This window comes from Nocardioides sp. (genome assembly GCF_050699375.1).
Lineage (GTDB): Bacteria > Actinomycetota > Actinomycetes > Propionibacteriales > Nocardioidaceae > Nocardioides.
Map to the genome: position 1 here is coordinate 1 of NZ_JBOHDN010000025.1, position 25,794 is coordinate 25,794.

21 protein-coding genes, 1 pseudogene and 1 riboswitch are annotated in these 25,794 nt (G+C 69.8%); of the genes and pseudogenes, 2 read left to right on the forward strand and 20 right to left on the reverse strand.

Going from position 1 to position 25,794, the window contains the following annotated elements:
* Positions 1-205: 205 nt before the first annotated feature.
* The 12 genes from gcvP to ACRDPS_RS01130 form a co-directional block, all read right to left on the reverse strand.
* The gene (gene gcvP / locus ACRDPS_RS01075; protein ID WP_431499766.1) at positions 206-3,109 is read right to left on the reverse strand and encodes an aminomethyl-transferring glycine dehydrogenase; all 2,904 of its coding nucleotides are present in this window, start codon (positions 3,107-3,109) and stop codon (positions 206-208) included.
* A 61-nt stretch (positions 3,110-3,170) separates the two neighbouring features.
* A riboswitch (glycine riboswitch) is annotated at positions 3,171-3,261 on the reverse strand.
* Positions 3,262-3,360: 99 nt separating this feature from the next.
* Positions 3,361-3,978 (reverse strand): MerR family transcriptional regulator, encoded by a 618-nt coding sequence (locus ACRDPS_RS01080; RefSeq protein ID WP_431499767.1) that lies wholly within the window; start codon positions 3,976-3,978, stop codon positions 3,361-3,363.
* 188 nt (positions 3,979-4,166) lie between these two features.
* Entirely contained in the window at positions 4,167-4,634 is a 468-nt protein-coding gene (locus ACRDPS_RS01085; protein ID WP_431499768.1) for a bifunctional nuclease family protein, read from the reverse strand.
* Positions 4,635-4,696: 62 nt separating this feature from the next.
* The gene (gene ftsR, locus ACRDPS_RS01090) at positions 4,697-5,434 is read right to left on the reverse strand and encodes a transcriptional regulator FtsR (protein ID WP_431499769.1); all 738 of its coding nucleotides are present in this window, start codon (positions 5,432-5,434) and stop codon (positions 4,697-4,699) included.
* Positions 5,435-5,451: 17 nt separating this feature from the next.
* Complete coding sequence (locus ACRDPS_RS01095) at positions 5,452-5,934, reverse strand: FHA domain-containing protein (protein WP_431499770.1); 483 nt, start codon at positions 5,932-5,934, stop codon at positions 5,452-5,454.
* A 113-nt stretch (positions 5,935-6,047) separates the two neighbouring features.
* On the reverse strand, positions 6,048-6,434 hold the full coding sequence (gene gcvH, locus ACRDPS_RS01100) for a glycine cleavage system protein GcvH (RefSeq protein WP_431499771.1): 387 nt from the start codon (positions 6,432-6,434) through the stop codon (positions 6,048-6,050).
* A gap of 91 nt (positions 6,435-6,525) precedes the next feature.
* A complete protein-coding gene (locus tag ACRDPS_RS01105; RefSeq protein WP_431499772.1) occupies positions 6,526-8,103 on the reverse strand; it encodes a DUF881 domain-containing protein in 1,578 nt (525 codons plus the stop codon).
* A complete protein-coding gene (locus ACRDPS_RS01110; protein ID WP_141780631.1) occupies positions 8,096-8,428 on the reverse strand; it encodes a small basic family protein in 333 nt (110 codons plus the stop codon). Before ACRDPS_RS01110 ends, ACRDPS_RS01105 begins: the two co-directional genes overlap by 8 nt.
* The gene (locus ACRDPS_RS01115) at positions 8,425-9,426 is read right to left on the reverse strand and encodes a DUF881 domain-containing protein (RefSeq protein WP_431499773.1); all 1,002 of its coding nucleotides are present in this window, start codon (positions 9,424-9,426) and stop codon (positions 8,425-8,427) included. Before ACRDPS_RS01115 ends, ACRDPS_RS01110 begins: the two co-directional genes overlap by 4 nt.
* Complete coding sequence (locus tag ACRDPS_RS01120; protein ID WP_431499774.1) at positions 9,419-10,132, reverse strand: CDP-alcohol phosphatidyltransferase family protein; 714 nt, start codon at positions 10,130-10,132, stop codon at positions 9,419-9,421. The genes ACRDPS_RS01115 and ACRDPS_RS01120 overlap by 8 nt, the downstream gene beginning before the upstream one ends.
* Positions 10,133-10,225: 93 nt before the next feature.
* Positions 10,226-11,284 (reverse strand): hemolysin family protein, encoded by a 1,059-nt coding sequence (locus ACRDPS_RS01125; protein WP_431499775.1) that lies wholly within the window; start codon positions 11,282-11,284, stop codon positions 10,226-10,228.
* Complete coding sequence (locus ACRDPS_RS01130; protein ID WP_431499776.1) at positions 11,284-12,627, reverse strand: hemolysin family protein; 1,344 nt, start codon at positions 12,625-12,627, stop codon at positions 11,284-11,286. The genes ACRDPS_RS01125 and ACRDPS_RS01130 overlap by 1 nt, the downstream gene beginning before the upstream one ends.
* A 306-nt stretch (positions 12,628-12,933) precedes the next feature.
* On the opposite strand from ACRDPS_RS01130, the gene ACRDPS_RS01135 reads away from it, so the two are divergent.
* Complete coding sequence (locus tag ACRDPS_RS01135; RefSeq protein WP_431499777.1) at positions 12,934-14,574, forward strand: GMC oxidoreductase; 1,641 nt, start codon at positions 12,934-12,936, stop codon at positions 14,572-14,574.
* Positions 14,575-14,770: 196 nt separating this feature from the next.
* Here ACRDPS_RS01135 and ACRDPS_RS01140 read toward each other — a convergent pair whose 3' ends face one another.
* The 5 genes from ACRDPS_RS01140 to ACRDPS_RS01160 form a co-directional block, all read right to left on the reverse strand.
* A complete protein-coding gene (locus tag ACRDPS_RS01140; protein ID WP_431499778.1) occupies positions 14,771-15,277 on the reverse strand; it encodes a hypothetical protein in 507 nt (168 codons plus the stop codon).
* Positions 15,274-17,040, reverse strand: coding sequence for an alpha/beta hydrolase (locus ACRDPS_RS01145; RefSeq protein ID WP_431499779.1), 1,767 nt, complete (start codon positions 17,038-17,040; stop codon positions 15,274-15,276). Before ACRDPS_RS01145 ends, ACRDPS_RS01140 begins: the two co-directional genes overlap by 4 nt.
* Entirely contained in the window at positions 17,037-17,342 is a 306-nt protein-coding gene (locus tag ACRDPS_RS01150) for a hypothetical protein (protein WP_431499780.1), read from the reverse strand. Before ACRDPS_RS01150 ends, ACRDPS_RS01145 begins: the two co-directional genes overlap by 4 nt.
* Positions 17,339-17,794 (reverse strand): hypothetical protein, encoded by a 456-nt coding sequence (locus tag ACRDPS_RS01155; protein ID WP_431499781.1) that lies wholly within the window; start codon positions 17,792-17,794, stop codon positions 17,339-17,341. Before ACRDPS_RS01155 ends, ACRDPS_RS01150 begins: the two co-directional genes overlap by 4 nt.
* A 134-nt stretch (positions 17,795-17,928) precedes the next feature.
* Entirely contained in the window at positions 17,929-19,716 is a 1,788-nt protein-coding gene (locus ACRDPS_RS01160) for a gamma-glutamyltransferase family protein (protein ID WP_431499782.1), read from the reverse strand.
* A 71-nt stretch (positions 19,717-19,787) separates the two neighbouring features.
* Here ACRDPS_RS01160 and ACRDPS_RS01165 point away from each other — a divergent pair, with 71 nt between their 5' ends.
* Complete coding sequence (locus ACRDPS_RS01165) at positions 19,788-20,909, forward strand: calcium:proton antiporter (RefSeq protein ID WP_431499783.1); 1,122 nt, start codon at positions 19,788-19,790, stop codon at positions 20,907-20,909.
* Here the strand turns inward: ACRDPS_RS01165 and ACRDPS_RS01170 are convergent.
* The 3 genes and pseudogenes from ACRDPS_RS01170 to ACRDPS_RS01180 all read right to left on the reverse strand — a co-directional run.
* Entirely contained in the window at positions 20,906-22,090 is a 1,185-nt protein-coding gene (locus tag ACRDPS_RS01170; protein ID WP_431499784.1) for a Wadjet anti-phage system protein JetD domain-containing protein, read from the reverse strand. The two genes, ACRDPS_RS01165 and ACRDPS_RS01170, sit on opposite strands and share 4 nt — an antisense overlap.
* Positions 22,087-25,461, reverse strand: coding sequence for an ATP-binding protein (locus tag ACRDPS_RS01175; RefSeq protein WP_431499785.1), 3,375 nt, complete (start codon positions 25,459-25,461; stop codon positions 22,087-22,089). The genes ACRDPS_RS01170 and ACRDPS_RS01175 overlap by 4 nt, the downstream gene beginning before the upstream one ends.
* A pseudogene (locus tag ACRDPS_RS01180) lies at positions 25,458-25,794 on the reverse strand (hypothetical protein); the annotation flags it as partial. The pseudogene ACRDPS_RS01180 and the gene ACRDPS_RS01175, both read right to left, overlap by 4 nt.

A 25,794-nucleotide genomic window follows, 5' to 3' on the forward strand; every position in this document is an offset into this window, starting at 1 on the left:
GCCGAGAAGTCACCTGTGCAGGCCGAGAAGTCACCTGTGCAGGCCGAGAAGTCACCTGTGCAGGCCGAGAAGTCACCTGTGCAGGCCGAGAAGTCACCTGTGCAGGCCGAGTGGCATTCCATGCCAACTCGGCCTGCAGAAGTGACGCTTCGACCTGCAGAAGTGACCTCTCGGCCTGCAGAGGTGACGCCTCGGCGAGAGGGGGTTACTCGGCGAAGGATTCGACCGGGGGGCAGGAGCAGATCAGGTTGCGGTCGCCGTAGGTGTTGTCGATGCGGGCGACGGGGGGCCAGTACTTGTCCGGGTCGATGCCCTGGGGGAAGACGGCCTCCTCGCGCGAGTAGGGACGGTCCCACTCGCCGACGAGGGCGCGGGAGGTGTGGGGGGCGCCGCGCAGGACCGAGGTCTCCGCGGTCCACTCCCCCGAGGCGACCCGGTCGATCTCGCCCTTGATCGCGATCATCGCGTCGATGAACCGGTCCAGCTCGGCGAGGTCCTCGGACTCGGTGGGCTCGACCATGAGCGTGCCCGCGACCGGGAAGGACATGGTCGGCGCGTGGAAGCCGTAGTCGATGAGCCGCTTGGCTACGTCGTCGACGCTGACGCCCGTCTCCTTCGTCATCGGGCGCAGGTCGAGGATGCACTCGTGCGCGACCAGGCCGGTCTCGCCGCGGTAGAGCACCGGGAAGTGCCCACCCAGCCGAGCGGCCACGTAGTTGGCTGACAGCACCGCTGCCGACGTCGCCCGGGTCAGACCCTCGGCGCCCATGAGCCGGACGTACGCCCACGAGATCGGCAGGATGCCGGCCGAGCCGTACGGAGCAGCCGAGATCGCACCGATGCCCGAGCGCTTCGAGGCGTCCGGGTGCAGCGAGTGCGAGGGCAGGTAGGGCGCCAGGTGGGAACGGACCGCGACCGGACCGACCCCAGGGCCTCCGCCGCCGTGCGGGATGCAGAACGTCTTGTGCAGGTTGAGGTGGGAGACATCGCCGCCGAACTCGCCGGGCTTCGCGTAGCCCAGGAGCGCGTTGAAGTTGGCGCCGTCGATGTAGACCTGGCCCCCGGCCTCGTGCACCAACGAGCAGACCTCGGTGATGCCCTCCTCGTAGACCCCGTGGGTCGAGGGGTAGGTGACCATGATCGCGGCCACGTTCTCGCCGTGGGCGTCGAGCTTGGCGCGCAGGTCGTCGAGGTCGACGGTGCCGTCCTCGGCCGACTTCACGACCTCGACCTTCATCCCCGCCATCACGGCCGAGGCGGCATTGGTGCCGTGCGCCGAGGACGGCATCAGGCAGATCTTGCGGTGCCCCTGGCCCTGCGCGTCCAGGTAGCCACGGATCGCCATCAGGCCGGCGAACTCACCCTGCGAGCCCGCGTTGGGCTGGATCGAGACCTCGTCGTAGCCGGTGACCTCCGCGAGCCAACCCTCCAGCTCCCCGACCAGTCGCGCATAGCCGGCAGCGTCCTCGGCCGGTACGAACGGGTGCAGGTCGGCGAAGCCGGGCAGCGAGATCGGCTCCATCTCGGTGGTCGCGTTGAGCTTCATCGTGCACGACCCGAGCGGGATCATCCCCTTGTCGAGCGCGTAGTCGCGCGCGGCCAGCTTGTGCAGGTAGCGCAGCATCTGCGTCTCGCTGTGGTGCTCGTTGAAGACCTCGTGGGTGAGGTAGTCGGTGGTCCGCAGCAGGCCGTCGGGCAGCGCGTTGGCCGTGGTGCGGTCGACGTCCTCCAGGTCCACGCCCGAGACCCCGAACGCGCTCAGCACAGCCGACAGGGTCGAGCGGGTGGTCGCCTCGGAGGTCGAGATGCCCACGGTGTCGGCGTCGACGAGACGAAGATGTACGCCGAGCCGGCGCGCCGCGGTGACGACATCGGCCGCACGTCCGGGCACGGTGACCCCGAGCGTGTCGAAGAAGGTCTCCGAGACCAGCGGAAGCCCGGCCGACCTGAGCGCGGCGGCCAGGACAGCGGCGTAGCGGTGGGTGCGGGTCGCGATCGTACGCAGCCCGGTGGGGCCGTGGTAGACGGCGTACATCGACGCACCGACGGCCAGCAGCACCTGGGCGGTGCAGATGTTGGAGGTCGCCTTCTCGCGGCGGATGTGCTGCTCGCGGGTCTGCAGAGCGAGGCGGTACGCCGGTCGTCCCTCGGCATCCACAGACACACCTACCAGGCGACCGGGCAGGTGCCGCTCGATCCCCTCGTGGACCGCCATGTAGCCGGCGTGCGGGCCGCCGTAGAAGAGCGGGATGCCGAAGCGCTGGGTGGAGCCGACGACGACGTCGGCACCGAGCGTGCCGGGTGCCTCCAGGACCGTCAGCGAGAGCAGGTCGGCAGCGACCACGGCGAGCGCCCCTCGCTCGTGGGCCGCGTCGATGACCGGCTTCAGGTCGGGCACGCGACCGGAGGCGCCGGGGTACTGCACCAGCACGCCGACGAGGTCGCCCTCGGGCAGCCCCTCGGAGAGATCGGCGACAACGACCTCGAGGCCCATCGCCTCGGCGCGGACCTTCACGACCTCGATCGACTGCGGCAGCGCGTCGGCGTCGATGACGAACGGCGCTGAGCCATTCTTCTGGGAAGCCTTCCGGTTGGCCCGGTGCACCAGGGCGAGCGCCTCGGCGGCCGCGGTGCCCTCGTCGAGCAGGGAGGAGTTGGCCACCGGCAGGCCGCTCAGGTCGCCGACCATGGTCTGGAAGTTGATCAGCGCCTCGAGACGGCCCTGGGAGATCTCGGGCTGGTAAGGCGTGTAGGCGGTGTACCAGCTCGGGTCCTCGAGCACGTTGCGCCGGATCACCGGCGGCGTCACGGTGGCGTGGTAGCCGAGCCCGATCATCGCCTCGCCGGGCTTGTTGGAGGCGGCGATCTCGCGAGCGAGCGACGCGACCTGAGACTCGGTGAGCGCGCCCGGAAGCGCCAGCGCCTCGACGGAGCGGATCCCGGCAGGAACCGCCGCGTCCATCATGGCCGCGACGGACTCATAACCGAGTCGTTCCAGCATGGTCGCCTCGTCGGCGGCCGAGATACCGACGTGGCGCTCCACGAACGGGGAGGCGGCGTCGAGCTCGGACAGGGTGGGCGTGTCGGACACAGTGGCTCCTGAGGGCATCTAAGGCAAACTCGTACGCCCTCCCCCTCTGTCACCCGCACACGCGCTGCTTCAGAGTTGCCTGGTCCGCACAGTCGTGGGTGCCTGAGAGTTTCCGGGGAGGAATTGCCCCTTCGGCGCTCCAACGAGTGGAGCTCTCCCGTGCGGGATGGTCAGCACCACCAGCATAAACGACTCGACCCCGAGGTCACGCCTCCGCGTGGACTCGGGGTCGGGTGTCACCTGAGGACTACCTCACAATGGGGCCAGCCTCACACCGCGTCGCGTGCGGCGCGGCGGGCGGCCAGCTCGTCGGACATGCTCGCGACCTGCTCGCCGTCCTCGGTCGTACGCTCGCTGGGCAGCGCGGAGAGGGTGCCCTCGATCTCGCGCCAGACGCCACCGATGGCGATGCCGAAGACGCCCTGCCCGCCCTGGAGCAGATCGATGACCTCGTCGTTGCTGGTGCACTCGTAGACCGAGGCGCCGTCGCTCATCAGGGTGACGCGGGTCAGGTCGTCGGTGCCGCGCTCGCGCAGGTGCTGCACGGCCGCGCGGATCTGCTGCAGCGAGATGCCGGCGTCGAGGAGACGCTTGATGACCTTGAGGATCAGGATGTCGCGGAAGGAGTAGAGCCGCTGGGTGCCGGAGCCGGTGGCGCCACGCACGCTCGGCTCGACGAGGCCGGTGCGGGCCCAGTAGTCGAGCTGGCGGTAGCTGATCCCGGCCGCGTTGCAGGCCGTCGGGCCGCGGTAACCGGTGTCGCTCGGCAGGGGCGAGACATCGTCGGTGAAGAGAAGGCCCTGCTCGTCAGCCTGCTCCGCCGCGCGTTGCGCGTCGTCGGCGCCATGGCCGGGCTTCTGCTCGTGGTCGAACACGATGTCCTCCATCGTCTACTCCGTTGTGCGTAACTCCGCTCGGGGAATGAACGGTTGCGGCGGGGGGACCACATCGTTGGAGTTACAACAGAGACAACTACAAGGTAAGCGCCGCAAGGGCCCTGGTCAAAGAACCCCCTCCGGCGTGTCCGAACCCGTCTGAAACTCTAACCCTCAAGTCGAGCCTGAGACTCTCCCGGTCAGTGGGACTCGAAGTCCTCGGGCGTGATCTCGTCGAGGAACTCGCGGAACTTCTCGATCTCGTCCTCCTGCTCGGCGGGAACCGAGAGACCGGCCTCGTCGAGCACGTCGTCGGAGACGACGATCTTCGTGCCCGTACGCAGCGCCAGCGCGATCGAGTCGGAGGGCCGTGCGCTCACCTCGATGCCGGAGGCGAAGACCAGGTTCGCGAAGAAGACACGGTCCTCGACGGTCGTGATCTGGACCTCGCTCAGCTCGTTGCCGGTCGCCTCGAGCACGTCCTTGAGGAGGTCGTGCGTCAACGGCCTGGGCGGAACCACGCCCTGCTGGGCGAAGGCGATGGCGGTCGCCTCGACCGCGCCGATCCAGATGGGCAGGTATCGCTCCCCCGCCACCTCGCGCAGCAGCACGATCGGCTGGTTGGAGGGCATCTCCACCCGGACTCCGAGCACATCGACCTCGCGCATGTCATCCACCCTACTCGGGTCCGGGTCACGGTAGGACCCCGGATCAGGGATGAATCGAGGACTCAGCGGTCGCGCAGCCCAGACTTGACCAACGTGGCGTGCAGGCGCACCGCCAGGGAGGCGATCTCGCTGCCGATCTCCTCGGCCCTGCCCTGCGCACCGGCGTTCCCAGGTCGGCGCAGCGGCGCCACGATCTGCTCGATGAGACCGACCTCGCGGTCGGCGGCGGCCTTCATGCCGCGCAGGTGACGGGGCTCGATGCCGAACTCGGCCAGCTCCTTCGCCGTACGCGCGATCGCGAGAGCGTCGGTGTCGTAGTGACCGCTGCGCAGCGGCACGACCAGCGCCATCCGCTCCAGCTCGCTCAGCAGATCCTCCTCGACGTCAGCAACCTTGAGCAGCTCACGCCGTGAGATCCGCATGTTGTCCGTACGCCGGAACGAATCCGCGCCCGGAGCGCCGTCGGGCGTCAGGGCGACCGTCGGGACGGTGGGCACGGTCGCCTCGATCGCCGGCGGCTCGAGGCCGCGGTCGATCGCGTCGAGGTGCTCACCGATGACCTTCAGCGGCAGATAGTGGTCACGCTGCATCCGCAGGACATACCTCAGTCGCTCCACATCGCGCAGGGAGAACTTGCGGTAGCCCGCCGGGGTACGCTCCGGTTTGATCAGTCCCTTGTCCTCGAGGAACCGGATCTTCGGGATGGTGACCGTCGGAAAGTCGGGACGCAGCTGGTCCAGAACCTGGCCGATGTTGAGCCGCTCCCCCGAGTCGCTGGCCGGCCGGAGAGGGTCGGGCATCGCGGCGGCGGCCATCTCTAGTCGCTTTCGTGCCCGGCGTAGAAGACGAGACGGAACTTGCCGACCTGAACCTCGTCGCCGTCCTTCAGGACGGCCGTCTCGATGCGGTCGCGGTTGACGTACGTGCCGTTGAGGCTGCCACCGTCGGAGACCTCGAAGGTGTCGCCGGTGCGCGCGAACTCGGCATGCCGACGCGAGACGGTGACGTCGTCGAGGAAGATGTCGCTGTCCGGGTGGCGGCCGGCGACCACGGTGTCCTGGTCGAGGAGGAACCGGCTGCCGGCGCCGGGACCACGCTGCACGACGAGCATCCCGTTGCCTCGAGGCAGCGCCTCCACGGTCGCCGCCTCGACGGGGCTGAGCACCCGGTCAGAGGTGTCGGCGTCGGCCCCGAGCTGGATCGTCGAGGTCTGCTCGGTCCCGGTCAGGCTTACGCCACACTGCGAGCAGAACCGCGCTTCGTCGGGGTTCTGGCTGCCGCAGGCGGGGCACACGGACATTTCAAGCTCCAGGTTCATCGAGGGCCAGGCATACACCCTCAAGTGAGCGTTGAGGGATGGTATCCGAAACCTATCAGGTCCGCCCAGGTGTTCGGTGGTGGTTGAGCCAACGCCTACGCGTCGAGCGAGGCCTCGTACGCCGCGGCGTCGAGGAGGCCGTCCAGGTCTGCGGCGGCGGCCGGAGTGACCTCGAAGAGCCATCCCCCGCCGTAGGGGTCGTCGTTGACCAGCTCGGGGGTGGCGTCGAGCGATCCGTTGACGGCGACGACCTCACCGGAGATCGGCGCGTAGATGTCGCTGACCGACTTGGTCGACTCCAGCTCGCCGCAGCTCTCGCCGGCCTTGATGGTGTCGCCGACCGCGGGCAGGGACACGTAGACGATGTCGCCCAGGGCCTCCTGGGCGTAGTTGGTGATCCCGACCCGCACGGAGCCCGCGGTCTCGCCAGGGCTGCGCAGCCACTCGTGCTCGCTGGTGTACTTCAGGTCCTCGGGGTACACGTGCATCTCCTATTCGGCGTGCTGTTCTGGCTCCAGGAGATCCCCCGCGAGCCGGTTGACGAAACCCTACTGCGCCGCACCGACGGTGCGCTCAGCGGGACACGGTGTGAATCGACTCGATGTCGATCTTCTCCTCGGACTCCACCTTGACGTCCGCGCCCTGCTCCTCGAGCTGGTCCTGCGGGCCCTGGTAGAAGTCGATCGCACCGGCCAGCGTGTCGGGCGGGCCGATCACCTGGAGACGGTACGGCGGGCCGATCAGCTCGCTGCCCACGTTGAGGCCAGGAGTCGGCTGGCTCACCTCGATCGAGGAGGAGGCGACCAGGCGTACGGCCTCACCATCGGCGCCCTCGATCTCCATCGCCTCGGCACCGCTCGTACGCAGCTCCTCGATCAGGTCGAGCAGTGCCGTGAGCCGCAGCGGGTCGGCGCCGGGATCGATCTCGATCGTGATGCCCGGGCCGCTGACCGGCACTGTTCCGGCGATGACCTTGAGCGTGTCTACCTGCTCCTCGGCACGTTGGAGCGCGGTCTGCTGCTGGAGCGTCTGGTCCTCGAGCTCGTCGCGGGTCGCCTCGAGGTCCTCGATCTGCTCCTGGGCCTTCTGCGTGGTCCCGGCGAGGCCCGAGAGGATGTCGATCAGCTCCTGCTCGCGCAGGCCGGCGTAGGTCGAGTCATCGGTGTTCGTCTGGACCTGCACGACGGCGGCATAGCCGAGTACGCACAGCAGCACCGCCACGGCCGCCTGGCCGCGCCGGAAGTGAGCGAGCGCGTCGAAGAGCCGGGCCCGGCCGACCAGCGGTGCCGGCTCGTCCTCCGGCTCCAGTGGCTCGTCCGGCTTGTCCGGCTTGTCCCTGCCTCCCGCGTCGTCAGCGTCATCCTTGTCGCCCGTGGCTTCGGCCTCCTCGACCTCGGCCGGTCCTTCGGGCTCAGCCGGATCGTCGGCATCCTCGGAGCCCTCGGGTTCCATCGACTCGGTCTCGGTCGACTCGGGCTCCGCAAGCGCGACGGCCGCTGCCGTGTCATCGCTCTGGTCGGGCTCGTCTCCCGGCTCGGCGGACTCATCGGCCCCGGACGGCTCCTCTGCCGGCTCGACGACGTCGTCGTCCTCTGCTCGGTCCTCGGGCACGTCTCCCGGCTCGGCGGACTCATCGGCCCCGGACGGCTCCTCTGCCGGCTCGACGACGTCGCCGTCCTCTGCCCGGTCCTCGGGCACATCCGCCGGGTCGGCAGGCGCCTCGTCCTCGGGCTGGTCGGTCAGGTCGTCGGGCTCGTCGACGTCGCCGGGTCCCGCCGACTCCTCGGTGTTGTCCTCCGGGTCATCGATCGGCTCTTCGGCGACCTCAGGTGCCTCATCGGCAGCGTCGTCCGTCGGCTCGTCGCCCTCGGCGTCGTCCTCGAGGATCTCCTCACCTTCATCGGTGGCCTGGTCGGGCGCCTGGTCGTCCCTGCCGGTCTCGGAGTCGTCCGGCGCGCTCTCCTCGGACTCAGAGTCGGCCGAGTCAGAGTCAGCCGAGTCAGAGTCAGCCGAGTCGCCACCCGCGGCTTCGTCGTTCGCGGTCACATCAGCCGGCGGCGTACCTTCAGCCTCGGCCTCGGGCGCGGCGTCCGTCTGCTCGTCGACGGTCTCCTCGCCGACCTCGCGGATCTTCTTCTTCCGCTCACGCATGGAAGATGTGCCTCCGGATGGCTGCGACGTTGGTGAAGATGCGGATGCCGAGGACGACGATGACGCCCGTGGAGAGCTGTCCGCCGACGCCGAGACGGTCACCGAGGTAGACGATCCCGGCTGCGATGAAGACGTTGCTGATGAACGAGACGACGAAGACCTTGTCGTCGAAGATACCGTCCATGAACGCGCGCAGCGCGCCGAAGACGGCGTCCAGCGCGGCGACGACGGCGATCGGCAGATATGGCGCCAGACCAACAGGCACCTCGGGCTGGAAGAACAGCCCCAGCACGATGCCGATCACTAGGCCGATGACGGCGATCATTCTTCGCGGTCCCCTTCGGTGTTCTCTTGCTTGTCTTCGTCGGATTTGTCAGTGGACTTCTCGGAGCCCTTGGAGTCCTTCGACTTCGCTCCGAGGTAGGTCAGATCCAGCAGGTCAGACGGTGCCGCGGGCAGCGTGAGTCGGTCGATGTTCTCGACGTTGTAGGGCATCCCGTAGTCCTGCGTCGTGGTGTGGATCATCGCGCCGGAGACCGTCTCGGCGAAGCGTGCGGACAGCGTACGCGTGTCACCGATGGCCGACACCTCGTATGGCGGCGAGAGCGAGACGTCATTCATCCGGAGCGCGGCCCCGGAGGTGATCACGCCGCTGCGTGGCGTGACCCGCTGGCCGTCGACGGAGACCGCACTCGCTCCGGCCTCCCAGAGTCCGTTCACGATCACGGCGAGGTCGTAGTCGCGGACGGTGCCGCCCTCGCTGCCGTCGGAGGCGTTGTCGATCGTGATCCGGATCCCCGAGCCCGTGACAGGAGCGAACCCGGTCCGCTCGGCGGTCGCGGTGGCGCTCGAGGAGGACGCCTCGGCCCGCTGGCCCAGCGCGGTCAACGCCGCCTCCCGGCTCTGGTTGTCGTCGCGGAGCTCGGAGATCTCACGGTGCAGGTCGGCGATCCGGCCCTGGCGCTGCTCGATGCGGTCGACCAGCACCTGTCTGCTGGTCTGGCGGACGTCCTCGTTGCGCGAGGTCTGCACCGCGGCGGTCGTGGCCAGCAGCGCGAAGAGCCCGACGACCACCATCGCGCGGATCCCCGGTCGTCGCCGGCGGGCGGGCTGCTCATCGGAGACCGTTCCCCCCGACGGGCTCTGACCCTCCGACAGGCCCTGGCCCTCCGACAGGCTCAGGCTATCCGACAGCCTCTGGGCATCGCGCCGCTGCGCGGCCGCCTTGTAGTCGGAGTCGATCGACTGGTCGGTGATGCGGTCCAGGAGCGGTTTGGTGACGTACGCCCGAAGGTCGTCGGAGGCAGGGAGCCGGTCAGGCACGGGTCGGGCCGCCCTTCTTATCCAGCGGTGGCGTCGTTGCCATCAGGCGGCGCACCTCCTGGGCATAGAGCACCAGACTCCACCACAGCAGCACGATCCCCCACAGCGCGAACGCCCAGCCGAACGCCTGCGCCAGCTGGGTCGGCAGGCTCGGCTGCTGGCCGAGGTCGATCATGCCCGGGATGTCATGGGTGAGGTAGAGCAGCGGGAAGGAGACCAGCAGGCAGAAGGCGGCCACCTTCCCGAGCAGATGAACGGGCAGCGTACGCACCCCGCGGCCGCGCAGCGGCGGCACCAGCGCGAGCAGGCCGATGAGTCGTAGCGGCACCAGCAGAGCGATCGGCCACGGGATCACCTCGATCTGCCACAGCGCGAGCGTCGCCGCCAGGATGAAGACGGTGTTGGCCGCGACGTCGAGCAGCTCTCCCGAGCCTCGCCCGCGCGGGTGCTTGCGGGTCAGCCAGCTGTCGAGCAGGTCGGTGAGGATCGCGAGGCCGAACGCGGCCAGCGCGATCGTGTCGTCCTCGGCGATCATGACGGCCCACAGCATCACCGGCGCGTACAGGAGCCGCAGGATGCTCAGCAGCTTGCCGATCCGATGACCTGAGCTTGTCGAAGGAACCGGCCGATCGCTCGAGCCCTGCGGTCGGTACCGCGATCCCCGGCCCGGTTGCAGGCGGGGATCGCCGGATCGACGGTTGGGCATCTGCGGGCTCTCTCTTCGACAGACTCAGGACACCGCGTCGGTCACCAGACGCGGCACGGACCAAACCCTAATGGACGGGACCAGGTAAACCTGTCACTCGGTAGTCTGAGAGTCGTCGGCGTGGGCGGCGTCGCGGATCTCGCCGACCAGCTCCTCGATGACATCCTCCAGCGTCGCCAGCCCGATGGTGCTGCCGTCCTCGTGGACGACCCTGGCCAGATGCGCGCCCCGACGCTGCAGCGTCTCGAGCGTCTCGTGGAGCGCGTCGTCGGGGGTGACGGTCGCGAACGGCCGGATCCACTTGTTCTGCACGGGCTGCCGGCGGCGTACGTCATCGGGCTCGAGCACGTCCTTGATGTGCAGGTAGCCGACCACCTCGCCGCCCTCGCCGGCGACCGGGAAGCGGCTGTAACCGGTCGAGGCGCACACCGCCTCGATGTCGGCCCCCGAGGCGCCGCGAGGCACGATCGTCCAGCTGTCGATGGGGATGGTGACCTTGGCGACCGTCTTCTCGGTGAAGCCGAGCGCGCCGGCCAGGCGGCCGTACTCGCCCTCTTCGAGAAGCCCCTCGCCGCGCGACTCCTCGACCATCGCGGCCACCTCGGCACGGGTGAACGCGGAGCTCACCTCGTCCTTCGGCTCGATGCCGAGCGCTCGCACGCAGAGGTTCGCGGCGTGGTTGAAGGCGACGATCAACGGGCGCAGGACGTAGACGACGGCGTAGATCGCCGGGCCGAGCACCAGCGCGGCCTTGTCGGGCCCGGCGAGGGCGATGTTCTTCGGCACCATCTCGCCGACCACCACATGCAGGTAGGTGACCACGAGCATCGCGATCACGAACGCGACCGGGTGGTGGAACGCCTCGGGCAGGCCGACCAGGTCGAAGCCGGGCTCGAGCAGATGTGCGAGCGCGGGCTCGGTGATGGCCAGCAGCAGCACCGAGCAGACCGTGATGCCGAGCTGGGCACCGGCCATCATCAGGCTGATGTTCTCCATCGCCCGCAGGGTGATCCTGGCCATCTGCGAGCCTGCCTGGGCGGCGGGCTCGATCTGGCTGCGCCGGGCCGAGACCAGGGCGAACTCGGAGCCGACGAAGAACCCGTTGCCGAGCAGCAGCACCAGTCCGAGCACCAGTCCCATCGTTGTCGACATCAGCCGATCACCTGCATCGCGATCCGGTCGATCCTGCGCCCGTCCATGACCTCCACCGTCAGCTTCACGTACCGCGCGTAGACGTCGGCGTCGTCAGAATCCGGGGGCGGGTTGCCCGGCACGGTCAGCTCGGCGCCCGCGCCACGCTCCGGGATGCGGCCCAGCAGGCTCAGCAGCAGCCCGGCGACGGTGTCGTAGTCCTCCCCTTCGGGCAGGGCGACACCGGTGATGTCCTCGACCTCGTCGGGGCGCAGCAGCCCGGACAGCGACCAGCTGCCGTCGCGGCGCAGCCTGGCGCGGGCACTGAGCGGGTCGTGCTCGTCGGCGATGTCGCCGACGATCTCCTCGATGACGTCCTCGAGGGTGACGATGCCGGCCTGGTCGCCGTACTCGTCGAGCACCACGGCCAGCTGGAACCCCTCCGAACGCAGCAGCGCCATCAGCGGGTCCAGGCGCAGCGAGTCGGGCACGACGACCGGCGGCACCATCAGGTGCTTGACCTTCGCGGTGGTCCGCTCGTGAACCGGCAGCGCGACCGCCGCCTTGACGTGCACGGTGCCGACCACGGCCTCCCGGTCGTCGAGCACCGGGAACCTCGAGTTGCCGGTGCGGCGGGTGAGCTCGATCAGCGCCTCGGCGCGGTCGTTCTGGTCGAGGCTGTGGACGCGTACGCGCGGGGTCATGATCTCCCCGGCGGAGCGGGTGCCGAACTCGACCGAGCGCTCCATCAGCTCGGCGGTGTCGGCGTCGAGGGTGCCCTCGTGCGCGCTGCGCTGGATCAGCGAGGAGAGCTCGGCCGAGCTGCGTGCCGAGCGCAGCTCCTCCTGCGGCTCCATCCCCAGGCGACGTACGACGGCGTTGGCGGTGCCGTTGAGCACCTTGATCGGGCCACGCATGACCCGGGTGAAGGCCCGCATCGGCCCCTGGGTGAAGCGCGCGGTCTCCAGCGGCAGCGCCAGCGCGATGTTCTTGGGGACGAGCTCGCCGAAGAGCATCGTCACGATCGTGGACAGGATCAGCGCGACGGTCACCGCGACCGGTGTCACCGCCCCTTCCGGCAGCCCGGCGGACAGCAGGGGCGCGTCGATCAGCTCGGCGATCGCCGGCTCGGACATCCAGCCGATGCCGAGGTTGGTCACGGTGATGCCGACCTGGGCACCGGAGAGGTTGCTGGAGAGCTCCTTCATCGCTCTCAGCACGCCCTGTGCTCGCCGGTCTCCCTGTCCGGCGGCCATCTCGACGTTCGCGTGGTCGACGGTGACGAGCGCGAACTCGGCGGCGACGAAGAGGCCACAGGCGGCGACGAGCAGCAGCGCCAGGGCGATGAACAGGACCTCCGTCATCGCAGCGGCCTCGAGTCACACAGCGAGCATGGATATTGGCCGGGTTGCGGTCCGTCCATCGGGGTTCAGGTCGTCCTTAGCTGTTGGGAGGTGCGGACAGCCTACATTGCCGCTACAGCGCCGCTTGCGTCGCTACGCCGCACCGCTGGAGCGTTTCGAGGCCAGCCCCACCCGTTCGCCCGCCAGGGGCCACAGCCATTACCGAGACGGACCGTCCACGATATGGCTGTGGTCCTTGACGCACTCCGCCGAGCTCCTCGACTCTTGCTCGGCAGCAGCCGAACATCTCGAGCCGAGGGAGTCTCCTTGACCACGTCCACGCCCGATCTCTCCCCGGCAGCGACATCGAGGCGTACGTTCCTCGCCGGCGCGGCCGGCGCCGCCGGGCTAGCGGCCACCGGAGCGGTCGCCGCCCCGGCCTCGGCCACCTCGCCCCACCGCGTACGTCTCGTCCGTGAGGAGCACCGCGCGGTCGTCATCGGCTCCGGGTTCGGCGGCGGAGTCGCCGCGCTGCGACTGGCCGAGGCGGGCGTCCCGGTCACGGTGCTCGAGCGGGGACGCCGCTGGCCGACGGGTCCGGACGCACAGACATTCCCGACCGTGCGGACGCTCGACCAGCGGGCCCTGTTCCACACCACCGCGCCGGAGGCGCTCAAGCCGCTGCAGAAGCTGATCGGCACCCCGCTGGACTTCGGTCCGTACGTCGGCCTGCTCGAGCCCATCCTCGGCCAGAACATGCTGGCCATGTGCGCCGCCGGCGTCGGCGGCGGCTCGCTGGTCTACCAGGGCATGACGCTGCAGCCCTCTGCGGAGGTCTTCGAGACCTGGATGCCGAGCGGGCTCGACTACGAGCACATGGACCGGGTCCACTACCCGAGGGTCGCCGCGATGCTGGGCGCCGCGACCGCACCCGACGAGCTCATCGCCTCGGACAGCTACCGGGTCTCGCGTACGTTCGGCGAGCGCGTCGAGGCCGCGGGCTATGACCTGCGCAAGATCCCGATGCCGATCGACTGGTCCTACGCGCTCGCCGAGCTGCGCGGCGAGATGGCGCCGTCCTACACCAACGGCGACTGTGCCCTCGGCGTCAACAACGGCGGCAAGCACTCCGTCGACGTCACCTACATCGAGCAGGCCGAGGCCACCGGCCTGGTGCACGTCGCCACCCGTCACAACGTGACCTCTGTGGCCCGAGCGAGCGACGGCCGCTGGGAGGTCCACGTCGACCGTACGAACGACGCCGGCGACGTGGTCGAGCAGAAGATCCTGACCACGCGTGCGCTGGTGATGGCGGCCGGATCGCTCAACACCAGCAAGCTCCTGGTCCGCGCCGCCGGCACCGGCGCCATCCCCGATCTCCCCGAGCAGCTCGGCCAGGGGTGGGGCACGAACGGCGACCGGATCTACATGTGGCGCCCCTTCGACGAGAACCTGACCGGTACGCAGGGCGGCCCCGTCGTCTACCAGAGCCAGGACTGGGCCGACCCCACCACCGCCAACACGGTCATCCAGGCATCGCTGCCGCCACTCCCCCTCGGCCTCGATCTCGGCGCCACCATGCTGGTCGGCTTCGGGGTCAGCGCCGACCGCGGCAGCTTCCGCTACAGCTCGCTGACCGACTCGGTGAGCCTGCGCTTCCCGTTCGGCGGGGACGGTGCCAGCTATCGCGCCATCCACGAGCGGGTCTCGAAGATCAGCGGCGGGATCGGTGCCCTGATCGACACCAACGCCATCGTCAACAGCACCTGGCATCCGCTGGGCGGCGCCAACATGGGCACCGTGTGCGACCTCGACGGCCGGGTTCAGGGACAGGAGGGTCTCTACGTCCTCGACGGCGCGCTCATCCCCGGCACCACCGGAGCCTGCAACCCCTCGATGACCATCGCCGCCGTCGCCGAACGGGCGCTGGAGAACATCGTCGCCACCGACGTGGGGACGCGCATCTGATCGCGCTGCGCAAGCCGCTCTCCCCCGCGGCGAGAACCTGCAATGCAAAATTCTGCAGAAATCTGCGCAAAGGGGTGACAACCCGTTGGGTGATGCGGCAACATTGTTCTTGCCCCGCTGGTGACCCGAGACGCCAGCGGGGCTCTTACATTTCGTGGATCGGCTCAGCGTGGAGCGCGCTCAGACCGGGCCTGAGCTAGCCGAGATCGACCGGCTCGCCGATGACCCAGCCGTCCCACTCGCTCATCCGGCTCTCCTCGATCTCGACCGCGGGACCAGCCGCCTCGAGCCCGACCTTGCCCCGGGCCTGCGGGTAGGCGCGGAAGCTCGCGGTGAGGTCGCCCTTGGCGAGCGTCAGGGTCTGCCCGCTGATCTTGGGGTCGAACTCGGACAGCTCGCCGGACAGCACGCTCAGCGGATCAGCCGTGGCGGTGCTGAAGTCGGCCTGGAGCACGTAGTGGAACGAGGTGAACTCGTCGCTGGCGCCGGTGCGGGCGGCCCCGTCGTACGTCTCGATGGCGTTCTCCGGCGCGGTGTCGAGCACGTCCTCGGCGGTCTTAGACAGTGTGCCGGCCCAGGCGAGCACGTCCTCGCGCTGCTGCTCGAGCTCGGGAATCGCGTCCTTGTTCACGTCCTCACCACATCCTCCGGTCAGCAGAAGTACGCCGGCCGCGGCGGCCGCGGCCAGGGGTCGAGGGTTCATGGGCGGCCGTCCGTGTCGGGAGCAGTGGGTGTGCGGTCTTCCTCGGGATCCTCGACTCCGCCGAGGAAGGGATCGTGCACCGGGTCGGCGCGGTCGACGTCGTCGTACTGGCCGTTGACGATGCGGGCAATGTTAGCCAGGGACTCGGTGTCGTGGTCGTAGTACTTGTTGTGGTCGCCGATGAACCCGGTCTCCCCGCGCGTCGTGCTCTCGGCCTCGAAGCGGTTCGCGCCGAAGTCGTCCTCGGCGGGGTTGCGTCCCAGGCCGCCCCCGCCGGCGAGCCACATGTCGACCCAGCCCTCGTCCCCGAGCCTGGCGACGGGGTCGTTGCTGTTCTTGCCCACCCAGACGTGCCCGTCCCCCACCCCGAGCTCGTCGTCGCTGGTCGTGCCTCCGCCGACTCCGGGGCTCCCGAGGAGGACGACGTCGTCTGCGGCCGGATGATGGTCGGTCATCGCGTGCGAGACCGTCGTCGATCCGTAGCTGTGCCCGACCGCGGTCAGATGGAAGTCGTCGGATCGCATCGCGTTGAGGCCGTCGAGGGTGTCGGCGTACCGCTCGCCGCCCGCAGTGGCCATGTCCTCGCTCACGACACCGACGATGTCGGTGCCCTCTTCTCCGAAGATGTGGTTGTCGGGCGCGTCATAGCCGATCCAGAACATGGTGGCGTTGCTCGTGCCGCCCTCGAAGGCGGCGGCCTGCTGCAGGTTGACGGCGCTCTCCGCGTTGCCTCGAGCCGAGCCCATGTCGGTGGTCAGGCCGGGGACGGTCACCGCGACGTTGTCGGCGGTGTCGAGGTCGCCGACCGCCATCGCGACCGCGCCGTCGCCGTCGAAGGCCATCGGGTCGTACATGTAGATCTGGGCCGCGTAGCTCTCACCGGTGAGCGGATCCTTGGACTGGTTGATCTGGTCCCGGGCGCGGTCGGCGGCCTGGGCGTTCTCGTAGCGGGTCTGCTCGTCGTCGGTGCGCTGGTCCTCGGGGATGGCGGCGAGCTGGGCGAGGTCGCGGTCCAGCGAGATCGTGTTGGCCTCGCTGCGTACGCCCGCGGGGACGCCGTCGGTGTTGCCGACCACCTCGGGATAGGCGGCGATCATCGCCTGGCGCTCATCGGGCGAGAGGTCGTCCCACCAGGCCTTGACCGCCTTCGGGTCGCTGCCGTCGGGCATCGAGGCGCGAGCGGCGTCGGCGGGGTCGGCCTTGCCGGACCAGGCCCTGTCGACCTGGCTCTCGGTCATCGCGCCGCGGAGCGCGCCGAGCAGGTCCTGCTCGCTGGCCCGGAGGTCCTCGGCCCAGCGCTCCACGTCGGACTCGTAGCCCAACACGTGATCGGTGCAGCGGTGGCAGTCGTCGGAGAGCTGGTCTAGCTGGGCCTGGTCGGTCGGCATCGGCCGGGTGCGCGCGGTCAGCGCGTCGACCTCGCGAACCAGCTCGTCGTGATCCTCGACCAGCCGCCGGTGCCGGGTCTCGAGCTCGGTGAGGTCCTCGCCGTGCGCGATGACGTGCTTGGCGACGCTGCGCAGCGCCAGCGAGAGAGCGTCGGCATGCTTCGCGATCGGCGCGATCGAGCCCGTGTACGCCTCGGCGGCCCTGCCGTCGAGAAGCCCGCAGTCCTTGGCCTTGCCGCCGGCGAAGGAGCCGTGGTCGTCGAAGACGGAGGAGTCGGTCTGCAGCCTCTTCCCGGTCGCGAGCACCGTCTCGCCGTCGGCCTTGAAGTCTGGGACCTGGCTCGGTGCGGGCGGCAGCGTGATCGTGACCGTCATCGGGTCTCCTCGATCATCGACATGTAGAGCTGCGCGTTGATGTCGGTCTTGGCGTCCTCCTCGAGGATCTCCTTGGCGGCCTTCCGCAGGCCGTCGGCCTGCTTCTCGGCGTCCTGGCCGGCTTCGCGCGCGAAGCGCTCCCAGGTCTTGAGGAACTGCTCGACCGGGCCGCGAACGGGCTCGGTGAACCCCGACGGGGACGCGCCGGCCAGGTCCTTGGCTGCCGTGTCGAGATTGAGATGCTCGGTGTCCCAGCCGGTGGCGGCGGCATTCACCTTCCCGATCTCGACGTGGAGCGTCATGACTCTTCCGGCCCGTCGGTTCGGAGCTCGTGTCCGGTGACCGTCACTGTGAGGCCGTCGTGACGCTCGGACCAGGTGGCGACGACGTCGACGTCACCACGCCCCGCGGTCCAGCGGTGGAAGGCCTTGATCTGCAGCCGGGAGCTCCAGCGCGCCTCAGCGAAGGCCCGCTCCAGCGTCCGCAGGATCGTTCCGCCCTCGGCGGTCCGGGTGGAGAGGGCCGCCCGGCGGCGTACGAGGCCTGGGCCGAAGGCCTCCCAGGTCGGACCGTCGACCTGGGGATCGGGCAGTCGTGCGGTGATCGCGGCGACGGTGGCGTCCACGACCTCGGCCGAACGGGCCAGGTCCGCCGGCGTGGCCGGATCGACCGGCGCCGCCCGGTCCGGCGGGAGGATGACGATATCGATGTCCGGACGTCGTTCCCGGAGCACGGCGAAGAACGGATCGGTCATGCAGCTCTGTCCCCCAGAGATGGCTTACAACCGGTTTGGCTTGTCAGCAGACTATGTGCGGACGTTTCCCTACGTCTACGAAACGCGATCTCTTCCCGCTCAGCGGTGAGGTGGGGACAGTCGCTGGGGTGCCGTCAGCGGCCGACGGCGTAACCCTGCGCTCCCCGGGCGTTGGCGGCGGCCGAGAGGGTCCCGGTCGACGGGTCCCGGGTGACCGCGGAGAGCCGGCCGAGGGACCAGTCACCGCTCAGCTCGACGGCGTGACCACGACGGCGCAGGTCGTCGACGACCTCGGCGCCGATGCGGTCCTCGAGCACCGCTCCGCCCGGCGTCCAGGTGCGGGGCCAGAACGATCCCGGGAACGAGGTGGAGTTCAGCGCGGGGGCGTCGATCGCCTGTTGCGGCGAGTAACCCCCGACGATCGTACGGAGCAGGTAGAGCAGCTGCCACTGGTCCTGCTGGTCACCGCCGGGTGACCCGACGGCCGTCACCGCGTGTCCGTCGCGCAGCACGAGCGTGGGCGTGAGGGTGGTGCGCGGCCGCTTCCCGGGTCGCAGGGTAGAGGGCAGCCCTGGCTCCAACCAGGTCATCTGCAGGCGGGTGCCCAGGCAGAAGCCGAGCTCGGGGATCATCGGCGAGGACTGCAGCCACCCGCCCGAGGGCGTCACTGCGACCATGTTGCCCCAGCGGTCGGCGACGTCGATGTGGCAGGTGTCGCCGCGGGTCTCCCCCTCGCGGGAGACGGTCGGCTCGCCCACGCCGGACGCGGTGGCGGCCGGGTCGTAGGTCTCTCTCAGCGGCGGGAACGCCGTGGCGCCCAACCCGGGCCGCACCTCGTGGGAGGCGACATCGGTGATCAGGTCACGGCGGACGGCTGCGTACTCCTTGGAGAGGAGCGACTTGATCGCGGCGGGGTCGGCGTCGTCGCCGTAGTGGGCGTCGCGGTCGGCGAACGCGAGCTTGATCGCCTCCAGGATCGTGTGCGCGCCCGCCGGAGTGCACGGGTCGAGCAGCGCGTCGTCGAGCGGCTCGAGCAGGTCGAGGGCCTGCAGCAGAACCGGCCCCTGCGTCCAGGGTCCCGCCTTCGCGATCGTGTGCCCGCGGAACTCCGTGGTGACAGGCGTCTCGTACGCAGCGGAGAACCCCGCCATGTCGGCCACCGTGATCACCCCGGAATGGTCGGTTCCGGACGCGTGCCGGTGCGGCGTGCGTACGAAACGCTCGATCTCCTCGGCGACGAACCCGCTCCCCCAGGCGGCCCGAGCGGCATCGATCCGCTCCTCCCTCGTCGCGGCGCCCTCGCCCGCGGCCACGAGACGGTCCAGCACCGCTGCGTACGCCTCGTTGCGGACCATCGAGTCCGGCTCGGGCAGCTCGCCGTCGACGAGCCAGTGGGCGGCCGAGGTGGGCCAGTGGTCGCGGAACAGGTCGGCGACGGCGGCGATCGTCGAGACCGCGCGGCCCAGGATGGGGTGGCCCTCACGGGCATAGTCGATGGCGTAGGCCAGCACCTCGGCGACCTCCCAGGTGCCGTGGTCGCGGAGCAGCATCAGCCACGCCTCGACAGCGCCCGGAACGGCCGCGGCCAGCGCACCCGCGCCCGGAACGAGCTCGAGGCCCTCGGCGCGCATGTGCTCGACGCTCGCCCCGGCCGGCGCGGGCCCCTGCCCCATCAGCACCGTCGCCTCGCCGCCGGCTGGCGCGAAGATGCCGACCAGGTCGCCGCCCGGCCCGTTGAGGTGAGGCTCGACGACGTGCAGGACGAACCCGCCGGCCACCGCCGCGTCGAAGGCGTTGCCCCCACGCTCGAGCACCGCCTGGGCGGCACCGCTGGCCAGCCAGTGCGTCGAGCCCACCATCGAGAACCTACCCAGCAGATCGGGACGGGTCTTGAACGCGGCGGGAGGGGTGTAGGAGCTCACCTGGCGCACCCTAACGCTCCGACGGGCGTCCGGAGCGAAGCGCCAGGACTCCCGGCAGATAGGGTCGGGCCATGAGTGCGCCAGCGGTCCGGGGCCGCCTGCAGTGGTCCGTGGCGGTGCCGCTCCTCGCGGTGGTGGTGCTCGTCCTCTCCTGGTTGCGCCACGACCACTGGTCGATACTCGCAATCGTCGCGGTCGTGCTGATCGGCGCGGTCCTGAGCGCGGTCCACCACGCCGAGGTCGTCGCGCACAAGGTGGGCGAGCCGTTCGGCTCGCTCATCCTCGCGGTCGCCGTCACCGTGATCGAGGTGGGCCTGATCGTGATGCTGATGATCAGCGGGGGCGACAACACCAGCACCTATGCGCGCGACACCGTCTTCGCCGCGGTGATGGTCACCCTCAACGGCATCGTCGGCCTCTCCCTCCTGGTCGGGGCGCTCAAGCACCGGCTGGTCAGCTTCAACGCGGCCGGGACGGGCTCGGCCGTCGCCACCGTGATCGCGTTGGCCGGCCTCACCCTGGTGGTGCCGAGGTTCACCACGTCGGCACAGGGTCCGCAGTACTCCCCATCCCAGCTGGCTTTCGCCGCGATCGCCTCCCTGGCGCTCTACGTCGCCTTCCTCTTCACCCAGACCATCCGCCACCGCGACTTCTTCCTCCCGGTCACCAGTGACGAGCACGGCCGGATGACCGGGATCGTCGACGCCGACGAGGACGGCCACGCCGATCCGCCCACCGCGGGCGAGGCCGGCCTGAGCCTCGGGCTGCTGCTGGTCTCGCTCGTCTCCGTCGTCGGTCTGGCCAAGGTGCTATCCCCCACCATCGAGAGCACCGTCAAGAACCTCGGGTTCCCGTACGCCGTCGTCGGCGTGGTGATCGCCCTCCTGGTCCTGGCCCCCGAGTCGATCGCCGCGGTCCGCAACGCCGGCCGCGACCGGGTCCAGACCAGCCTCAACCTCGCCTACGGGTCCGCGATGGCCTCCATCGGTCTCACCATCCCCACCATCGCGGTCGCGATGATCTGGCTCACCGGCCCCCTCGAGCTCGGCCTCGAACCGACCCAGATCGTGCTGCTGGTCATCACCGTCTTCGTCACCGGGCTCACCGTCGTCCAGGGCCGCGCGTACGCCCTGCAGGGGTTCGTCCACCTGGTCCTGCTCGCGTCGTTCCTGTTCCTGTCCATGCAGCCCTAGGACAGGGCGGCCACCGCATCCTCGATGGGCAGCTTCTCCTGCTCGATCCGGCGGAAGTCAGCATGCCCGGAGGTCGCAATCCGGTCGTACGCGTCGCGTTCCGCGTCCTCCAGTCCGCTCAGCCGGGTCGGGCAGGGCCGGATCGGGTTGCCGTCCTTGTCCTCGCTCACGCCCTGGTCCTCATAGCGATTCATGCTCACGTAGTCCATGAGGATCGACCTGACCTTGGGCAGAGCCGCACGGAAGCGGTCGAGGATCGCATAGCCGTCGGCATCCATGTCGCCCCAGTAGACGACCCGCTCGGCATCGCGCACCCACGGGATCTCGGCGACCAGCGCGGTCGCTGCAGAGCCGCTGCCCTCGACGATCACCGTGCCCTCCATCTCTGGGAAGAAGACTCGACAGTCGCGGTTCTCGACGACCAGCACTGTCTCGGGCGGGTAGGCGATGTCGTGCTCGTCGCCCTTCGTCCAGGCGTCATGACGTCGGCGTCCGCGAGCGAGGTGAACAGGATCGACGTACGTCAGATGAACCGCGGTGGGCCGCTCGCGAAGCTCACTGTCGAGGTCGCGTCCCGTAAGGGAGCGTACGAGGGTCCTCTGCTTGTCGAGCCACTTGGTGTGCACCCCTGGGATCGGGAGCTGGCGGGCACTCCACCGGCTCACGTCGGGATGATCGGCGAGCCACCCCAGCACTCGAAGGAGTGCCTCCAGATCCGTCTCGGAGAACGCGGTGACCTTCTTGAGGTTGCCAGCCGTCAGCGTCACTCCGGCCGAGTGAAGTCGCCGAGCGATGTCGCGAGCTCGCCCGAGATCAACCATCGACCGCTCGCCGCCGAGAGCTGCGCATGCTGCCTCGGCCGACGCCAGGTCAGGTACGTGGAGAAACCTCGCCGCGTCGACCTTCTGCCCGGCCACCGTGATGGGCCGGCTCTCCACCCACGCACCCTCGCCAGGTTCAGTGGCCAGCTCGAGACGGCGCCACTCGAGACGCCACGGGCCCCATTCCTCGATCCCATGGCGACGGACAGCCTCGCCGCTGTCCAGGTTCCGTCGCAGCGAGAGGCTGAGCTGGCAAGTCTCGCCAACCACCTCCGCGCAGACCGCGTTGGCCCAGTTCCTGGTGATCCAACCAGCGACCTTGACGCCGGCTTCACCTGGGCTCAACAGCTGACCGCTCACGGCGCCGCGACCTCCTCGAGCCCGACCTCCAGCTTCGGGAACGAGTAGCCCTCGGCGTCCTTGAGCACCGTGTACTGCACCTCGACGTGCGGCTCGATGGCGCTGTGCTTGTCGTTCGGCGCACCGATGATGAGCTGGAAGCCCAGCCCACGCCAGGCGCCGATCGCGCGGCCGGTGAAGCGGGCGTCGGCCTTGATCAGCGCCTCGTCCAGGAACACGGGGGCGTAGCGCGGTCGCTCGGCCCCGGCGTCACCGAGCTGGTAGCGCAGCGCGGCGCCGACGATGAAGGCGACCAGCTCCTGTGACTCGCCGCCGGACTTCTCGCCGATGTGGTCGTAGAGGGCGACATGCTCGCCGGTGAGCGCGGAGACCTTCTCGGCGCTGACCCGGACGTGGTTGCGTACGTCGACGAGGTCGGCGAAGTCCGGGCCCGTGCGCCGCATCCGGTCGATGAGGCGGGCCATCCGGGCGTACGCCTGCTCGCGGGCCGCCTCGCTGGTCGACGGCTCGCTCGCCGCCTTCTCGATCAGGTCGCGTACGGCGCGCAGCTCCTTGCGGAAGCGGCCCCGCACCGCCGACTGGCTCTCCTGGGTGTCGATGCGCAGGCGGTGCTCGTCGTCGTTGAACGGCAGCCCCGCGAGGATCTGGTTGATCGGGTCGATCCGGTCGCGGATCTCGCGCACCGCCCGCGAGAGCGTGCTGTCGAGGTTGGTCAGGTCGTTGCCCGACAGGTTGAGCAGCGAGTCACGCCACTCGACCTTGAGCTCGTGCAGGCCGTTGGTCTCGAGCTCGGTGAGCAGCCGGTCGTAGTCGGCGTAGGACATCTCCGGGTCGGTGTCGAGGTTGGGGTTGGGCCCCCACCGCTCCAGGAACGCCTCGAAGATGCCCTGCAGCAGACCGCGTGCCTGACCGATCGTCTCCTGCGCCTGAAGACGTTCGGTCTCCAAGCGCTCGGCAGCGCGGACGAAGACCGCGTCGAGCTCGGCCAGGGCATCCTCGCGCCCGGCCGCCGAGCCACCGCCGGCGAGCTTGAAGAGCTCGTCGAGGTAGGCCCGCTGGTCCGGGTCGACCTCGCCGCCGGAGGCAGCCTCCAAGGCGTCCTTGGCCTGGTCGACCTGCTCCACGATCTCGGTCCAACGCTCGTAGACGGCGGCGTGCCCGGCCTTCGCACTGCCCAGCTGCTCACGCAGCGAGTCGGCCTTCTTCCGCGCCCGGGCCACCCGCTTCTTGAGATCGGCGATCTCGGGGTTGTCGCCGGTGACCTCCTCGATCACGGCCGCCCAGCGGTCGCGCTCCGCCTCGATGGAGGCGACGTCGACCTGGTCCCAGGTGAAACCCGTGACCACCTTGTACGCCCCCTGGCGGGCGTTGAACTCATCGACCGCCTGCTCGGCTGCTGCCAGCGCCTGGGCCGCCGTCTCGGCCTCGCCGCGCGCCCTGGCCAGCTGATCCTCCAGGTCTGCGATCAGCCTGGTGTTGCTGAACCCCAAGACGTTGCGTACGCCATGACCGCCGTGCGCGCCGCGAGATCGCTGTGAGACCTGGCCGGTGATCGTCAGGGCCCGGTCGTGCTGCGAGAGCAGTGCCGAGGTCTGCACGCAGACGTAGCCGTGCTGGGAGGCCAGCCGGTCCTTGAGCCAGCCGGTGAAGACGCTGCGCCGATACTCCAGCCGCCCCGGCAGGGTGCGGTCGTCGGGGTCGCTCGGGTCCGTCCGGCCCGTGGGCACGGCCTCGAAGCGGATGCGGGTCGGGAGGCGTACGGAGTCGATCGCCGCCCGGAAGGAGCCGACGTGGGCGGCGTCGATGAGCATCGTGGTCGAGAAGCCGCCCAGCGCCAGGTTGAACGCCTCGCGCCAGGCCTCGTGCTCGGTGCGTACCTCGACGAGCTCGCCGACGAACGGCATCTCCTCCGACTCCAGGCCGGCCGCCTCCGCCAGCGCCTCGCGGGCGGCCCGGAGGTGCTCGGGGATGTTGTTCTTGGCGCGCCCGGCGTCGTGGACCTCCTGCTCGAGGGCGGCCACCCGCTTCGCGGCCGCGTCGCGGGTCGAGCGGGCGTCCGCGTAGGCGTTCAACGCCGTGTTGCGGGCGTCCCGGTCCGCCAGGACAGCGTCGGCACGCGCCACGAGCGCCTTGAACTCGGCCTCGCCGGCGACCTCGGTCTCCAGGACGTCGAGCTCGGCGTCGAGCCGTTCCCGCGCGGCGCCGACCTGTCCCAGTCTCGCCTCGGTCGTCTTGATCTCGCGCTCGGCGGTCTCGAGGCGGTCGCCGCCGGAGGAGCGGAGCACCTGCTCGAGACCCTCCCACTCGGCGTCCGCCGCCTTGACGAGCGCGTCGTGCTCGTCGACGACCTGCTCCGCCCTGCTCTTCTGGGAGCTCAGGTCGCCCTCGACCGTGCTGAGCAGGTCGACCCGCTGGTCGGCCTTCCACAGGCCCGCGGGTGTCGCGGCGTCCTCGAACCGGCCGATGCTCTCGATGACCCGCAGCCGTTCGACGGCGGTCTCGATCGCAGCTCGGTGCTCCCGGATCGGGGACAGCGCCCGGACCTGCTGCTCGGCGGTGATCATCCGTTCACGCGTCGCGGAGAGCTCGTCGAAGTGAGCCACGACGCCGTCGGCGGTCGCGAGCGTCTCGGGCTCCTCGAGGACCATCTTCTTGTAGAGGTCGTCGACGGTGGTGATCTGCTGACCGGCCTGGATCCGGCCGAGCAGGTTGACCGCCTTCTCGCCGTCGCCCGCCGCCCCGATCCCGAGGGCCGAGTGGAGCCGCGCGGTGAAGTCACGGTCGGTGTCGACGGGCGTCAGGCCGGTCTCCGCGACCGAGGTCTTGGTGAACCGGTGCGCAGCGGCGGGCTCCAGGTCACGCAGGTCGAAGGAGCCGTCGGCCACGGCGCGGACCTTCGTCACGTCGTCGAGGTTGCGGGCCGCGGCCGGGACGTACCACGCCCGCAGCGCGGTATAGCGGGCGCCGGTCTGGTCCTCCCAGGTCATCGCGATCGCCGACCAGGTGTCACGGCCGTCGCCGCGCAGCACCCGGATCTTCGTGCCCGCTGCCGTCTTCGCCTCGTCGATCTTCCCGCGGGCGTAGGAGAGGATGTTGCGCTGGTCGTGCCCGCGCGGCCGGCCCACGACCCCGCCGTTGGAGGCACCGTTGAAGGGCGTCGTGTGGGGCATGATCAGAGCGATGTACGCATCCATCAGCGTCGACTTGCCCGACCCCGAGCCGCCGGTGAGCAGCGTCGAGTTCGGGGAGAAGCGCACCCGGTGGCGTCCGTCGTAGCCGCCCCAGTTGACCAGCTGCAGCTCCCGCGCGACCCACTGCTGGCCGCGCGACCCGGTCGGGACCAGGCCGAAGAGGGTGTCGATCATGCTCATCGCGCGGACTCCTCGCCGGCCTCGTCGGGCTCAACCGTCTGCTCTGAATCATCTGGCTCGTCAGCCGCGTCAGACTCAGCCGCGTCGAACCCAGCCCCGTCGCCGCGCGCCGTCACCGCTCCGCCGCGGACCTGCTGCTCCTGGAGCCAAGCCTTGAGCTCGCCGAGCTTCTCGGCGCTCAGCACGATCTCGACCAGCGGGGTGATCCGGTAGCGGCCCTCGGACTCCAGCTCGATCAGGCCCTCCTTGTCGAGCCGCGTGATCGCCCGTTGGACCTCCTTGAGCGCGGCCGCGTTGCCGCCGGTGAGGTCGAAGTAGGTGAGCACGTTCTGC